15 protein-coding genes are annotated in these 13,761 nt (G+C 34.0%); 7 read left to right on the forward strand and 8 right to left on the reverse strand.

The genetic code is table 11. The features are described from left to right. Positions 1-106: 106 nt before the first annotated feature. The 5 genes from DN408_RS05245 to DN408_RS05265 all read right to left on the reverse strand — a co-directional run bounded on the left by DN408_RS05245 (position 107) and on the right by DN408_RS05265 (position 4,778). Positions 107-1,300, reverse strand: a complete 1,194-nt coding sequence (locus DN408_RS05245) for an MFS transporter (protein ID WP_078177989.1) — start codon at positions 1,298-1,300, stop codon at positions 107-109. Continuing rightward, the gene (locus tag DN408_RS05250) at positions 1,293-2,855 is read right to left on the reverse strand and encodes an ABC-F family ATP-binding cassette domain-containing protein (RefSeq protein ID WP_147739982.1); all 1,563 of its coding nucleotides are present in this window, start codon (positions 2,853-2,855) and stop codon (positions 1,293-1,295) included. Before DN408_RS05250 ends, DN408_RS05245 begins: the two co-directional genes overlap by 8 nt. 437 nt (positions 2,856-3,292) lie before the next feature. Continuing rightward, on the reverse strand, positions 3,293-3,808 hold the full coding sequence (gene speG / locus DN408_RS05255; RefSeq protein ID WP_016096564.1) for a spermidine N1-acetyltransferase: 516 nt from the start codon (positions 3,806-3,808) through the stop codon (positions 3,293-3,295). 137 nt (positions 3,809-3,945) lie between these two features. Then, entirely contained in the window at positions 3,946-4,350 is a 405-nt protein-coding gene (gene psiE, locus DN408_RS05260) for a phosphate-starvation-inducible protein PsiE (protein WP_002129862.1), read from the reverse strand. Positions 4,351-4,421: 71 nt separating this feature from the next. Then, the gene (locus tag DN408_RS05265; protein WP_016121030.1) at positions 4,422-4,778 is read right to left on the reverse strand and encodes a winged helix-turn-helix transcriptional regulator; all 357 of its coding nucleotides are present in this window, start codon (positions 4,776-4,778) and stop codon (positions 4,422-4,424) included. 164 nt (positions 4,779-4,942) lie between these two features. Between DN408_RS05265 and DN408_RS05270 the strand changes: the two genes are divergently transcribed. From DN408_RS05270 to DN408_RS05280, 3 genes are all read left to right on the forward strand, one after another. Beyond that, positions 4,943-5,590 (forward strand): nitroreductase family protein, encoded by a 648-nt coding sequence (locus tag DN408_RS05270; RefSeq protein ID WP_078175875.1) that lies wholly within the window; start codon positions 4,943-4,945, stop codon positions 5,588-5,590. A gap of 134 nt (positions 5,591-5,724) precedes the next feature. Next, positions 5,725-5,964, forward strand: coding sequence for a DUF896 domain-containing protein (locus DN408_RS05275; RefSeq protein WP_002129863.1), 240 nt, complete (start codon positions 5,725-5,727; stop codon positions 5,962-5,964). A 282-nt stretch (positions 5,965-6,246) separates the two neighbouring features. After that, positions 6,247-6,804, forward strand: a complete 558-nt coding sequence (locus DN408_RS05280) for a cysteine hydrolase family protein (RefSeq protein ID WP_033713130.1) — start codon at positions 6,247-6,249, stop codon at positions 6,802-6,804. Between the two features lie 40 nt (positions 6,805-6,844). Here DN408_RS05280 and DN408_RS05285 read toward each other — a convergent pair whose 3' ends face one another. Continuing rightward, positions 6,845-7,279, reverse strand: a complete 435-nt coding sequence (locus DN408_RS05285; protein WP_002099310.1) for an Lrp/AsnC family transcriptional regulator — start codon at positions 7,277-7,279, stop codon at positions 6,845-6,847. Positions 7,280-7,708: 429 nt separating this feature from the next. Between DN408_RS05285 and DN408_RS05290 the strand changes: the two genes are divergently transcribed. Further along, complete coding sequence (locus DN408_RS05290) at positions 7,709-8,674, forward strand: DUF4822 domain-containing protein (RefSeq protein WP_147739983.1); 966 nt, start codon at positions 7,709-7,711, stop codon at positions 8,672-8,674. Between the two features lie 269 nt (positions 8,675-8,943). Here the strand turns inward: DN408_RS05290 and DN408_RS05295 are convergent, their stop codons facing one another. Beyond that, positions 8,944-9,375, reverse strand: coding sequence for an Lrp/AsnC family transcriptional regulator (locus tag DN408_RS05295; RefSeq protein WP_002016035.1), 432 nt, complete (start codon positions 9,373-9,375; stop codon positions 8,944-8,946). 167 nt (positions 9,376-9,542) lie between these two features. Between DN408_RS05295 and DN408_RS05300 the strand changes: the two genes are divergently transcribed. From DN408_RS05300 to DN408_RS05310, 3 genes are all read left to right on the forward strand, one after another. Then, a complete protein-coding gene (locus DN408_RS05300; RefSeq protein ID WP_002129867.1) occupies positions 9,543-10,124 on the forward strand; it encodes a beta-class carbonic anhydrase in 582 nt (193 codons plus the stop codon). A gap of 31 nt (positions 10,125-10,155) precedes the next feature. Further along, positions 10,156-10,605 carry a cyanase gene (cynS, locus tag DN408_RS05305; protein ID WP_001081567.1) on the forward strand — a complete coding sequence of 150 codons (450 nt, stop codon included), beginning with the start codon at positions 10,156-10,158 and terminating at the stop codon, positions 10,603-10,605. A gap of 127 nt (positions 10,606-10,732) precedes the next feature. Beyond that, a complete protein-coding gene (locus tag DN408_RS05310) occupies positions 10,733-12,013 on the forward strand; it encodes a purine/pyrimidine permease (protein ID WP_147739984.1) in 1,281 nt (426 codons plus the stop codon). 51 nt (positions 12,014-12,064) lie between these two features. Here DN408_RS05310 and alo read toward each other — a convergent pair whose 3' ends face one another. Further along, positions 12,065-13,603, reverse strand: coding sequence for an anthrolysin O/cereolysin O family cholesterol-dependent cytolysin Alo (alo, locus tag DN408_RS05315; RefSeq protein WP_002167407.1), 1,539 nt, complete (start codon positions 13,601-13,603; stop codon positions 12,065-12,067). Positions 13,604-13,761: the final 158 nt, after the last annotated feature.

Raw genomic sequence — 13,761 nt, forward strand, 5'->3', positions numbered from 1 at the left:
AACATTTTTTTATTGTTTAACGATAAATAATTGTTGACTTGTGTGAAGTAAAAAAGTTCTACGAAGCATCTTAAATTGCCTCACAAACCTTTTAAATCATAAATATTTACACTTCAAATCTCCTACTTAATACAACATAAATTGCGCACAATAGTACGAATATCCCCGCATAAATTAACAAAATTTCTACACTAAACGCATCAGCCAAAGGACCAAATATAATCATCCCCAAAGGCAAAGCACATGAATTTGCAATTTGTACAAGGCTAAACATCCGCCCGTGCATAGAAGGCTCTACTTTCTCCTGCAATAGCACGTTAACTGGTGTATTAAAGCAGGGCATTGTTATACCAATTAAAAAATTAAATGTTAAATACATAATAAATATTGGTGCACTCCCGAGTCCAACCATAAGCAGCCCATACAATGCACAAGCTAGTGCAGTTGTCTGCATGCGGTTACGAAAGCCACCCCACGCTGCAATCAGTACGCCACCAGCTGCTGCACCAGCACTAAAGGTCATCTCACTAGCAGTAAGTCTCCACATTTCTGCTCCGAAGGAACTAGTTACCATTAAAGGTGTTAAAAAGGCAGCTGGACTTATTAAAATCATGATAATGATTAATAAAACGAGTAGCCTTTTAATAAATACATTTTCTTTTAAATAAACAAATCCTTCTTTTATACCTTGTAGATTAGATTTTTGCTTACTCTCTACATTCACATGTCCTTCAAATTGAATGATAAACATAATACTAATTCCGATTATAGCCGTAATAACATCAATAAAAAATGTCGTTTCAATGCTGGCAATAGAAAGAATTGCAGCACTTACTGCTGGAGAAAGAAACATAATTATAGATGTAATACTGCTATTTATCCCATTTACTTTCATAAGATAATCTTTCGGAACAATTTGTGGGATTAACGCATTCACAGCCGGTGTTTGTACCCCTGTACCAGCTGAGCGAATGAGTAATACTATAAAAAACATCCAAATACTTTTATATCCTGTTAAAAATAAAATTGCCAAAACTAACGTAGCAATCGCTATAATCCCATCCGATAACATAATCATCTTTTTACGGTCATAACGATCAATCCACACACCAGCAAATAAAGATATCGCAATTTGTGGTAGAAAACCGCAAACAGTTGAAATGGTCAACATCACTCCTGATGATGTTGTAAGGGTGATATACCATATGATCGCATACTGTACGAGAGATGAACCGAACAACGAAATCGTTTGAGCGGTCAAAAACATTATTATTTTCACTTTCCAATCATTATCATTTATCATCTTTTTTACTCTCCTCAATTAAACCGCTCTCTATGTTGAAAATACTATCTGCCCAATCATGATACAGACGTGCTTCGTGAGATACGAGTATGATGCTACCCTTAAACTGAATTAATGCCTTTTGCAAAGATTCCTTCGCTTCTGCATCTAAATGATTCGTCGGCTCATCTAAGATTAAAAAATTACACGGTGATAATAATAATCCGCACAGTTTCACCTTCGATTGTTCACCACCACTTAACGTATGAATTTCTTGCGAAACATGAGTATCCTTCACACAACACGCAGCTAAATGATGACGTATTTCCTTCATATTCAGTTTAGGAAACTGTTCTGAAGTAATTTGAAGCGGCGTTAAAGAATCATTGCTCCAATTTAAATCTTGTTCATAATATCCAATCTTTATTTGCTCTGAGAAGTGAAATTCTCCAGAAATACTAGCAATAGTGCCAACGATTGTTTTTAATAAAGTAGATTTCCCTACTCCATTGAACCCTGTAATAACAAGTTTTTGCCCACCCATTACTGAGAAATTCAATTTTGGTAAGAGAGCAAAGTCATAACCAACTTCAAGGTTATTTACCTCAAGAACTGTTTGAACTGAAATAGGAAGTTCCCGAAAATGAATAGACGGTTTATAAGTAAAACTTGGTGGCGCAATTCTTTCCATACGTTGCAACTGCTTTCTACGTCCTTGCGCTATTTTGGAATTCACTCCAGCAATATTTCTACGAATATACTCTTCCGTTTTTTCAATTTTCTTTTGTTGTGCATGATATTGGCGAATATAATCTTTTCGCAAATGCTCCTTTTGTCTTACAAAATCTGAGTATTTTCCGTAATACTTCTTCACCGTTCCAAACTCTACATCACAGATGCAAGAAGTCACTTTTTCCAGAAAATCAAAATCATGTGACACTACAATAAAAGCCCCTTCAAAATTCATTAAATAATTAGCAAGCCACTCCACATGCTCTTTATCAAGGAAGTTCGTCGGTTCATCTAGTAATAAAATATTAGGCTCTTCTAATAAAAGCTTCGCTAAAATTACTTTTGCACGTTGTCCCCCGCTTAGTTCAGCGATTATACGATTCATGCCAATAGCATCAATACCTAAGCCAGCTGCAATTTTATTAATTGTGCTATCTACCGAATAAAAATCACGAGCCTCAAGTTGTTCTTGATATGCGGCCGCTTTTAACAATTTGTCAGGATCACCTGTCATAGCACTTTCTTCATACAATTTGTTCATTCTATCTTCCATTTCAAACAAATCATGAAAAGCTCTCTTTAAATATTGTGAAATGGTATAAATTCCATCAATTTCTGCATATTGATCAAGATGCCCAATTTGAATATTAGGCTGCCACTTTATGTCTCCCTTATCAGGAATTATTTCTTCAATCAATATTTTCATTAACGTACTTTTCCCCGCACCATTCTGTCCAACAATCCCCATATGTTCTCCTTTATGCAAATCAAAAGAAGCATTTTCATATAAGGCTTTATCTATAAAACTAAGTGATAAACTTTCAACTTTAAGTAAACTCATTCGTATTCCTCTTTTCCTGAAATTAAAAAAAGCAGAGAGATAGCGTCATTCGACACTAGCCCTCTGCTTCGTGGTTTTTTCCTATACTACTCCAATTTATTGTAAAAACTCATCGGAATAATATACACAAAGGGCCATAGACAAAGCATTGTCTATGGCCCCTTAATCTATTTTATACATCAGCTAAAAACCAAAACCAAATAAGCATAGATAAACTATACTTTTTTAGAAAAGTTATTCAGCCGATGAATATCGGGGATTTATACCCCTTGATTAAGCTCCGTACAACGCTTCACCGTATACATTTGTGCGGAGCAAAGTTTTCTAATGAGTTTTACAAATTTTATATAAAGCATGTTCTGCACCTTCCTTAATACTTAAAAGGGATTTTAGCATACGGTTTTATGAAGCGTCAAGATTACTTCCAAATAATTCAACTACTTATTTTCAAAATATTGCTTCTGGAACATACACATTCTTATCGCATTATGATAGTTACCATCCACGAAAAACTCGTCTTGTAACTCACCCTCCACGATAAATCCAACCTTTTTATAAACATGTACAGCCTTTTCATTCTCTTTATCAACAACTAAATAAAGTTTATGCATATTTAATACAGAAAAAGCGTAATCCATCGCTAAACGCGTCGCTTCCGCTGCATAACCATGTCCTTGATAATTCGGATCAATAATAATTTGGAATTCAGTTCTTCGATGAATATAATCGATTTCTACTAATTCGACTAATCCAACCATCTCATTATCTTTCTCCAGGATAAAACGGCGTTCACTTTGATCATGTATATGTTTATCGTATAAATCCTGCAGCTCCACAAATGCTTCATAAGGCTCTTCAAACCAATACGACATAATATGCGCGTTATTATTAAGTTCGTGTACAAACTTTAAGTCTTCCCGTTCTAAAGGACGTAATTTCAATTCCTGACTCATTTCTATAACCTCCAAGTAAAATAACCTCTTCACTTAATTTCTCAATTTTTTTCGATTTCAAACGCCCTAATTACATTGTAAACCTTCAAGTAACTTGAAGGTCAAGGTACAAAAAGTAGTGCAAACTTATGTCTGCACTACTCTTTTCTCAAATCTCTCATATTCGATATGTATAAAGCAATAACTAAAACAAGAATGGATCCCGCATATAATAACGTCTCCATTGGTTCCTCATGAGACACAATAATTAAACGAATTAACGCCGTAATTCCGATATAAATAAAATAACGTAACGGAAAATGATAATTCGACTTAAAATACTTAATAATTAATGCGATGAACTCGAAGTATAGGAAATAGACGATGATACTCTCAACTAATTTATAAGATGTATACTTCTTCGCTGAAAATATGTATTGAATAAAAGTAATTGTTTCGTTAATTAAAAAAATCGATAAAACAATGGATAATATGATTAATGCTATATTTAATATCCACTGTAAAACGCTAGCTATATAATGATCGATATTAAATGACTTCATTTTCTCTTTTAGCTCCCCTTCGTGTAAGTACTTATTCATTATAGCAAAATTATACTTACAGAAATGTTAAATCATATATGATCGTCCTCTTTCACGATTACTTCACCATTCGGATATTTATGCTTAATATAATCGCTTCCCCAATCGCAAAGCACCTTCAAACCCTTTTTTAATGATTCTCCCTGTTCTGTAAGAGAATACTCAACTTTCGGTGGTACTTGATTATATACTTTTCTAGACACAAGCCCATCTTTTTCAAGCTCTTTCAATTGCTCAGTAAGCATTTTTTGTGTAATACCAGTTACCAATCGTTTTAACTCACCCGTTCTTGTCGGTCCGCTTGTTAAATGATATAAAATGTGGGATTTCCACTTACCTCCGATCACATCCAAAACGACTTCAATTCTATTGTTATACTCTTTTTTCATATTGAATTCCTTCTGTATTTTGATAGGCACTTTCTCGTGCCTATGTCACGAGATGGTGTCTATATCACGGAAAAGTGCGTACTTTTCATAATATCTGTACTATACCATAATGATGCATGTAAGCAACTTATAACAGAGCATTAAATTAGTGGAGGTATTTTAAAATGAAAAAAGAAAATCGTACTGCAAATTTTTATGATGTGATTCGTGAGCGCCGTTCCGTTCGCTCTTATGATCCTTCAGTTACAATCTCTGATGAAGAAATTAAAGAACTTTTAGAAGAAGCAATGCTAGCACCAAGTAGTTCCAACTTAAACCCATGGCGTTTCATGGTAATTACAGATCAAGACTTAAAAGAGAAACTTCATCCAGTTGCTTTAAATCAACCACAAGTGCTAGAAGCATCCGCTATGATCGTAATTTTAAGCGAAAATAATGCCCATGAATTCGAACATATCAATAAAGTGAATGAACGTGCAGTAACTGCTGGATTCATGACAGAAGAAATTAAAAACAGACTGAACAACAGTATTCGTGAGTTTTATGCACCTGTAAGCGAACAAGGAAAAAGAGAATGGCAAATGCTTGACGGTGGTTTGCTAGCTATGCAATTTATGCTTGCTGCAAAAGCGAGAGGATACGATACAGTCCCAATGCTTGGCTATAACGTTGAAGAATTCCGCAAAGCATTTAACGTTCCAGAAAACTTAACTGATGTCTTAATGATTGCATTAGGCAAAGCAAAAGAGCCAGGATTCCCAACAGTACGATTAACTGTAGATGAAGTAACGTCTTGGAATGGCGAGTTTTAATCACAGTGTTTATCGTACTTTAGGAATAAAAGTACGATAAACACTATTAACGAAACTATGATGGTAGCAACCATAATCATAATGCAAAACTACAATCTAATCGAATAATACAAAAAAGAAAGGCGGAGAAAACAATGCTTGAAGTTTTAAATCGAATTAATGAATTAGCTAAAAAACAAAAAGAAGAAGGTTTAACAAAAACAGAATTAAATGAGCGCACAGAATTACGCGAGAAGTATCTTCAAATTATTCGCGGTCAAATCAACACCACTGTTACAGGATTAAAAATATTAGATCCTTTAGGAAATGACGTGACTCCTGAAAAATTAAAAGAGCAACAAAAGCTATCACTAAACACAGATAACAACGCATGAAAATACCCAGCTCCTTTGTTACTTAATGATGCATCTAATAGTACGTTTGCTTAGATGCATCATTAAGTTAATATCTACTTCCCCATCCACTTTCTGTTTCTAAATCAAAAAACCACAAACAAATTGTCCCCATCTTTTCTTTGCATCCTTTAGCTTTTTCACAATGAAACCATATACGTCAAAATCTTTTCATGACGTTATTACTTCCACATAGTTGCAATTTATATAATAACGGTACAGTACAAATAACTTGCTGTATAAATAATTGTGGGGGGATTAATGATGAACGAAGCGTTACTATTAGTCGACATACAAAATGATTACTTTGAAGGCGGCAATATGGAATTACATCAACCTGAAAAAGCCGCACAAAAAGCGAAAGAAGTCTTGAAAGTATTTCGTGAAAAACATAAAACAGTTATTCACGTACAACATATTGCGAACAATGAAGGAGCTACTTTCTTCTTACCTGAAACAGTAGGTGCTCAAATTCATGATGATGTACAGCCAATTGCTAACGAAAGAGTCATACAAAAACATCACCCTAACAGTTTTTTAAGAACCAATTTATTTGAAACATTAAAGAAAGAAAAAATAGATCAACTAGTCATTTGCGGTATGATGACTCATGTATGTATTGATGCAACAGTACGTGCTGCCAGTGATTTAGGATTTCAATGTGTTGTAATTGAAGATGCTTGTACAACAAGAGATTTAGAATTTCAAGGAAATCTGATCCCCGCAGTACACGCTCATCAATCGTTCATGAGTTCGTTAGAGTTTGGTGATATTTATGCGAAAATCATGTCGGCAAACTGTTTTATAAACAAGAGCAAATAAAGAATTACAGTTCCATATAAAAAAAGAAAGAATAAATCTCTTATTCTTTCTTTTTTTCGATTGTCTTAATGACAGTATTTATACGATAATCACCATAATGTAAAACATCTGCAAGAGTCTCTTCTAATTGCTGGTGCGAAGATGTGTGAAGAATCATGATATAACATCCATCGCCACTTATACGATACATTTCAGTAATTAAGTCCGTTTTTTCAAAAAAAGTTTGAATTTGATTATGATAATGTGGTGCATGCAGAAATAGTGTAACAAACGTCATAATAGACCCTTCTAACTTAGCCCTGTCGATATCTATCGTATATTTTTGAATGACACCCGCCTCTTCTAATTTATTAATTCGTTTCCCAACAGCCTGGCCAGTCAAATGTACTATCTCTCCAATTTCCTTCCAGTTCATTCTAGCGTTTTCTTGTAGTAACTTTATAATTTTAAAATCTGTTGAATCAAACATGGACATCCCCTTCCTATAGGAATCACCTTCTATAAGATCATCATTCCCCCTACAATTCATCTTAAAAACTTTTACAATACACTCGATTAACTTTATTAAGAATTACATTACTGTTAACAGCTTTCCTTCTTCCTTTACTATGTATTTTTCGATTACTCGTAGGTATCAGAAAAAAATTGATAAGCGTTCGAAAGGGCCATCCAGTAAGCCAGCGATTGTTTTTTATAAATATGAAAATTTTTTAGGAATTAGTTTATCTTTTTTTAATGATTTATTTAGAGGGAGTTTATACTCGGGGATTAACATGATAAACGTAGTAACTAAGTTCGTTGCTCCCACCTGAATCTTTTCATATAACAAAAATTTAAAAGGACGAACTGCTACTATAATCGCAAACCGTACTAACTAAAATCATACAATAAGGAGACGATAAAAATGAATAAAAAAACAAAAGTACTATCATCCATACTGCTAGGATTCACATTAGCATTAACAGGTTGCGCTGGCACGAAAGCTGAAGAAAATCATAGTAAACAAAAACAAGAACAAGCTGCGAAAGATACTAAAAAGGAAAATAAGTTAACTAAAGGGAAAAAAATGGCTAATATTCTTAGCGAGACAAATTGGCAAGGTACAAGAGTGTATGACAAAGATAAAAATGACTTAACGAAAGAAAATGCAAACTTCATTGGTCTTGCAAAATATGATGCGAAGTCAGGAAGATATGAATTTTTTGATGCTAAGACTGGTGCAAGCCGTGGCGATAAAGGAACTTTCTTTGTCACAAATGATGGGAAGAAAAGAATATTAATTTCAGAATCAATGAAGTATCAAGCTGTTGTTGACATGAAAAAGCTAAATAAAAATGTATTTACCTATAAAAGAATGGGGAAAGATGCTAACGGTAAAGATGTAGAAGTTTTCGTTGAACATGTTCCATATAAAGAAAAAGAGCTTTCTTTCACGGATCCGGATAAGCAGCTAAACTCTACTACAGGTGATATCGTTAAAAACGTGGATGGAGATAAAATTTTAGGCGGAACCCTTTGGCATGGAACAAAGGTATTAGATGAAGCCGGTAATGATGTAACGCAGTTTAATTCGAATTTTATAAGTCTAGCAAAATTTGATGACAAGTCTAATAAATACGAGTTCTTCAATAGCGAAACAGGTCAAAGCCGCGGTGATTATGGCTACTTCGATGTTGTACATGAAAATAAAATAAGAGCTCATGTTTCAATTGGAAATAATAAATATGGTGCGGCTCTTGAACTTACTGAACTGAATAATAAGAAATTTACGTATAAAAGAACTGGTAAAGACCAAGCGGGTAAAGACATAACTATATTCGTTGAACATGAGCCTTATAAAGGTGATATAAAACCACAATTTAGCTTTTAAAAACGTTTGATTACAAATCCTGTACTGAGCTGCAGGATTTTTTTAAAGAAAAATCATTTATGATTCCCTTGAAAAAAATTGTCTTATATCCCCCTCAACAATTCAGCACGATTATTGAATATAATATCTCTCATTTTTTTAACAGCTTTAAAAAGCCTTACTACACATAAATTGTAGTAAGGCTCCGACTATTTAAGATAAAAATTTTATTATCTCTACACAAATAAGGTTTAGCAAATAATGTTACTATAACCTCAAAAAAAGAAATCTTATTTTAACTTTCCTATTGATAAGTTAACACGATAATTCCCATACTTTAATAGTCGCCCCAGAAAGTTATCCAATTCTTCATTAGAAGCAAAATGTGTTTTTAATAAATAACATCCCTCACCACTTATACGGTCTACTTCAGAAATCCCTTCTTCTTTTTGAAAGAAATTCATAAACTCTTGATGATTAGCTGTTGTTACGAATAAAGTAACAAATGCAGTCACTACTTGTCCTAATTTGATTCGGTTTATTGCGATTGTATATTGTTCAATAATCCCTAAATCCTCTAATCTTCGAATTCGATTTCCTACAGCCTGCCCTGTCATATGTATTTTTTGACCAAGTTCTTTCCATTGTATTCTTGAGTTTTCTCCTAATAATTTCAGTATCTCAAAATCTGTTTGATCAATGATATAAACCAATCCTTTCATCGTGAAAGTAGAAAGCCAGAAAGTGTTTCGCCAACTTATTCTGCTTGTCGATACAATTCACTATACTTAGTTTATCCTCTTACATCACATTGTTTATCAGTTATATTTACTTATAACACAGAGGACGCAACAAAAAAATACATCTAGATTTAAAGGAGGTTACAAATATGTTATTACAAGAGATTTTATCGTTCAATGAACAATTTGTAGAAAATAAAGAATACGCTCCTCGTGAAGCGACAAAACTGCCTAAAAAACGTATGGTTGTTGTTTCTTGCATGGACGCTCGTTTAATTGAGCTACTTCCAAAAGCTTTAGATATACACGATGGTGATGCAAAAGTTATCAGAAATGCAGGTGGTAAAATTGCTTCTGCTTTCGATAGTGTTATGCAAAGTGTTGTCGCATCAGTATATGATCTAAATGCAGATGAAATCTTCCTTATCGGACACCAAAGATGTGGTGCGAGCCAAACTAATCCAAAAGGAACACTTCAAAAAATATTAGATCGTGGAGTAGCTTCACCAGAAATTTTATCAGCGATTGAATATGCTGGTGTTGACCTTGAAAAATGGTTATTTGGATTCGATGATGTCAACGGTTCAACTCAAGCTAATGTTGATTTAGTAAGAAATCATCCACTTATTCCAAAAGATGTTCCTGTACATGGTTTAGTTATTGATCCTCACACAGGTAAATTAGATTTAATAGTTGATGGATATAAAGCATTAAATGGTATGAAAAATTAATTATTACTTAAATGAAGGGAAGTTATTAGATATGAATAGACAAGAAGCTACGCAAAAAATTATGGAAGCAAAAATTGCAAAAGGTTTAACATGGGAAGAAATTTCAAAAGTAAGTGAAAACTCTGAGACTTGGGTTGTAACAGCGTTATTAGGACAAGCTACAATGACACGTCCAGAAGCAGAAAAAATCGGTAAACTATTAGAATTAGATGAAGAAGTAGTTCAAGCATTAACAGTAGTTCCACTTAGAGGTCAAGTAATGCAAATGCCTCCTACTGACCCAATCTTATATCGATTATATGAAATGATGTTACAATACGCACCAACTCTTAGAGAATTAATTCTAGAAAAAGCTGGCGAAGGTGTAATGAGTGCAATTAACTTCAATCTAGGTGTGGACACACAAGAAGATCCAAAAGGTGGCGACCCTCGTATCGTGATTACACTTAACGGGAAATTCTTACCGTTCCGTACATGGTGATTAATTAAAAATCTATCTATATAATTAAAGTAATTTTATAGATTTACAAAATCCATCCTTTTTAATCTAGCTGTGTAGAAAGGATGGATTTTTACTATGAGATTCTTTTTATACAAGGGAGAATAATATGAATAAAAAATACGTCGATACGAGCTTTAGTATTCTACAGTGGTTTGTGTTTTTATTAGCAAATGCAATTGCATTGCCTATCATTATCGGTGGCATATTCCATTTATCAATAGAAGATATCTCAACATTAATGCAACGAACTTTTTTAGTTGTAGGAGTAAGTTCATTTATACAAGCATGGTTTGGGCATCGATATCCCATAGCGGATGGGCCAGCCGGTTCATGGGTAAGTATATTTGTCATATTGGGACAAGTCGCTATGCATCAGGGACAAAGTGCAAAGGATGTATTACAACTTTTAGAAGGCGGATTAATTATTGCAGGTATATTACTCTTCACGCTTGGTATAACAGGGCTTGTACATCGAACCTTGCGTTTATTTACCCCTTTAGTTACAGGAACTTTTCTTTTAATATTATCTCTTCAGCTTAGTGGTGTGTTACTAAAAGGAATGATGGGATTACAAGGAGCTGTAACTCATCCTGATTATACAACGGCTACTATTGCGCTCTTTGTTTTTGCCCTTATTACTTTCTTATCAATTAAAGGGAAAGGATGGATGAAAAGTTACGCTGTGTTACTTGGAATTTCATGTGGTTGGCTTTTGTATGCTGTATTAGGAAAATCATCTCATCTGCCTTCACACACACCGTTAGTTAAGTTACCAGAGATATTCGCTTGGGGCATGCCTAGGTTCGATATTGGAATGGCTCTAACTGCAACTTTATTTACATTTCTTTTAGTTGCAAATACAATCGCTGCTATTTCGGCTGTAAAACAAGTGGCTCCGTTATCTAAAGAAAATGAAAAGCAAATACTGAACCGCGGCGTGTGGGCCGGAGGTATATCGCATATTATCTCGTCGTTGTTTTCTACAATTGGAATTGTACCATTACCTGCATCAGCAGGATTTATTCAACTAACAGGACAAAGAAAAATGAAGTCGTTCCTTATAGCAAGTCTTATATTAGCAGGAATTTCTTTTATTCCTTCAATTGTAAACTTTATATCCTTACTACCAGGTCCTATTGCTAATGCCGCACTTTTAGCAACATTTGTCCAAGTAATAGGCATTTCATTTCAATCCATTTTACGTGAAGAATTAAATCAACGCCGATTAACAATATTAGGAATTTCATTATTAATCAGTTTGGGAATAATGTTTCTTCCAGAAAGTGCATTTAGCGGAATTCCTTCTTCCTTACAATATGTTTTAAGTAATGGATTACTTGTGGGTACCATGCTTGTCATTCTATTGGAACAGTTTTGGAAAGAGTAAAATTTGTGACTAAGTAAAAAAGCGCCCTGCTTACAGGGCGCCTTTTTATACCTAATGACTAATACTAGCAGTTGGGTATAATGTTGTTCCTCCAATTGAAACTTTTATTTCATTTGTTAATGGAACATTTTGTTCATTAATAATTGTTCTCCACCATTCCCATGCAAGACCAGTACATTCTCTTGCTACGATTTTTATATTTTTTGAATTTGGTGGAAGAGGGATAACTGTAGAGTAATGAGCCGTTTTGTCTTTGCCGCTACCATCCCATGTTTTATGTGTTAGTACTTCTTTACCATTTTGATCAAATGTGAATTCATCCCAAGATACATCAAATTGCGCAACGTAAGCACCGTAATGATCCAGTGTCATTTTAGCACTTGAATATTCTGTAGTTGTCGTCTCGATATAATCTGTATTGTTATGAACAGCAGCAGTTGCATTATCTTTTAAAAAAGTACTTGTATATGAAATTGGGTATGCTGGATTTTTAAGACTTAATTCAGCATTATCTTTAATGATATTTCGGATTTCATTGAAATCTTTAGTAACAACCTTGTTATGCTCTTTCGCATCTCCGCCTAATACTACAGCAGTAAAGGTACTTTCTTCAAAAATATCTTTGTACTGTCCATTCGTTTCGACGCTGTTATTCTTAAGTAAGGCTTTAAAAGCAGCTTGTACATCTTTGCTCTTAGATGTTGTTTCTAATTTTACATAAACAGTTCTACCATAAGCTACATTTGAGACCATAACAGGTGGAGCCGAATTACTTACACCTTTACGAGTTAACTCACCAAAAGTAACACTATTATCAAAAAGATCGGATGGATTGTTAGGTAGTTCAGCACTTACGGTATAAAATATTTGCTTATATGCCGCTACCATCACTTTTTTCTCTCCATTTGCAACCGCATTAAAATCAATGTTTAGACTGTTATCAAGATATTTAGCGTTAACGTTAAGGGCACTTGCGATTTGTGATTTACTATAAACCATAGATTCTGTATACTGCATTCTTGCAGGTAACGTATGTGTTTTAGAATACTTTTCATTCCAAGTAGATACTAAATCATCTACTGCTCCAGCCACATTACCATATGTCGGATTTTGGACAGTAATTGTATTTTCTTTTCTCATGCCAGGTAAGTCTATACTAATATTCAAAGGCTTTCTCTTAGCCACTAATAAACTAGGTTGATTGTCTGCAAAAGCTTTATTTGCAAGTTGTACCGCTCCTGGATACGTACGATTCACCACAGAATCAATAATCGAAATATCGACTGGTGAAGTTGTAAGTGATTTTTTCTCGCGTTCCACTACTACAAATTTACCATTTGAATTGATACTTTCTTTCGGAACAAAACTCTCTACCTTATCACCATTTACAGCTAAAACCTCTTGATTATTATATTTAAGATTTGCTATACCAGTATCAATGCCACTAGCATTTTTGGTTACATCAGTTGCATTACCTACTTGTGTTTCTGCGAAGGAAATAGATGAATAATTAATAGTGCATAGACTAACTAATAAACACGCAAGGAACTTTCTTCTTTTAGTGTTTTTCTTAATATTCAGAAAAATCACCCCGTTCTTTTTTTAGTAAGATATGATAATGATTGATAAATGATAGCTAACTAATAAACCTACATAAATGCTTTCAAAAGTTCTTGAATTAACGGGATTACGCCACCTACAAATTTCAAAACTGCCATTGCGATTTCCATATTATTTCCTCCTTTTTT

Source organism: Bacillus sp. AR13-1 (assembly GCF_008042285.1).
Lineage (GTDB): Bacteria > Bacillota > Bacilli > Bacillales > Bacillaceae_G > Bacillus_A > Bacillus_A mycoides.

What these genes read in the sequence shown, in the direction of transcription:
- psiE (WP_002129862.1), bottom strand. Translation starts at nt 4,350, where the DNA reads ATGAAGTCATTTAATATCGATCATTATATAGCTAGCGTTTTACAGTGG.
- DN408_RS05280 (WP_033713130.1), top strand. Translation starts at nt 6,247, where the DNA reads ATGAACGAAGCGTTACTATTAGTCGACATACAAAATGATTACTTTGAA.
- DN408_RS05310 (WP_147739984.1), top strand. Translation starts at nt 10,733, where the DNA reads ATGAATAAAAAATACGTCGATACGAGCTTTAGTATTCTACAGTGGTTT.
- DN408_RS05270 (WP_078175875.1), top strand. Translation starts at nt 4,943, where the DNA reads ATGAAAAAAGAAAATCGTACTGCAAATTTTTATGATGTGATTCGTGAG.
- DN408_RS05265 (WP_016121030.1), bottom strand. Translation starts at nt 4,778, where the DNA reads ATGAAAAAAGAGTATAACAATAGAATTGAAGTCGTTTTGGATGTGATC.
- DN408_RS05285 (WP_002099310.1), bottom strand. Translation starts at nt 7,279, where the DNA reads ATGTCCATGTTTGATTCAACAGATTTTAAAATTATAAAGTTACTACAA.
- cynS (WP_001081567.1), top strand. Translation starts at nt 10,156, where the DNA reads ATGAATAGACAAGAAGCTACGCAAAAAATTATGGAAGCAAAAATTGCA.
- DN408_RS05290 (WP_147739983.1), top strand. Translation starts at nt 7,709, where the DNA reads ATGAATAAAAAAACAAAAGTACTATCATCCATACTGCTAGGATTCACA.
- speG (WP_016096564.1), bottom strand. Translation starts at nt 3,808, where the DNA reads ATGAGTCAGGAATTGAAATTACGTCCTTTAGAACGGGAAGACTTAAAG.
- DN408_RS05295 (WP_002016035.1), bottom strand. Translation starts at nt 9,375, where the DNA reads ATGAAAGGATTGGTTTATATCATTGATCAAACAGATTTTGAGATACTG.
- DN408_RS05250 (WP_147739982.1), bottom strand. Translation starts at nt 2,855, where the DNA reads ATGAGTTTACTTAAAGTTGAAAGTTTATCACTTAGTTTTATAGATAAA.
- DN408_RS05275 (WP_002129863.1), top strand. Translation starts at nt 5,725, where the DNA reads ATGCTTGAAGTTTTAAATCGAATTAATGAATTAGCTAAAAAACAAAAA.
- DN408_RS05300 (WP_002129867.1), top strand. Translation starts at nt 9,543, where the DNA reads ATGTTATTACAAGAGATTTTATCGTTCAATGAACAATTTGTAGAAAAT.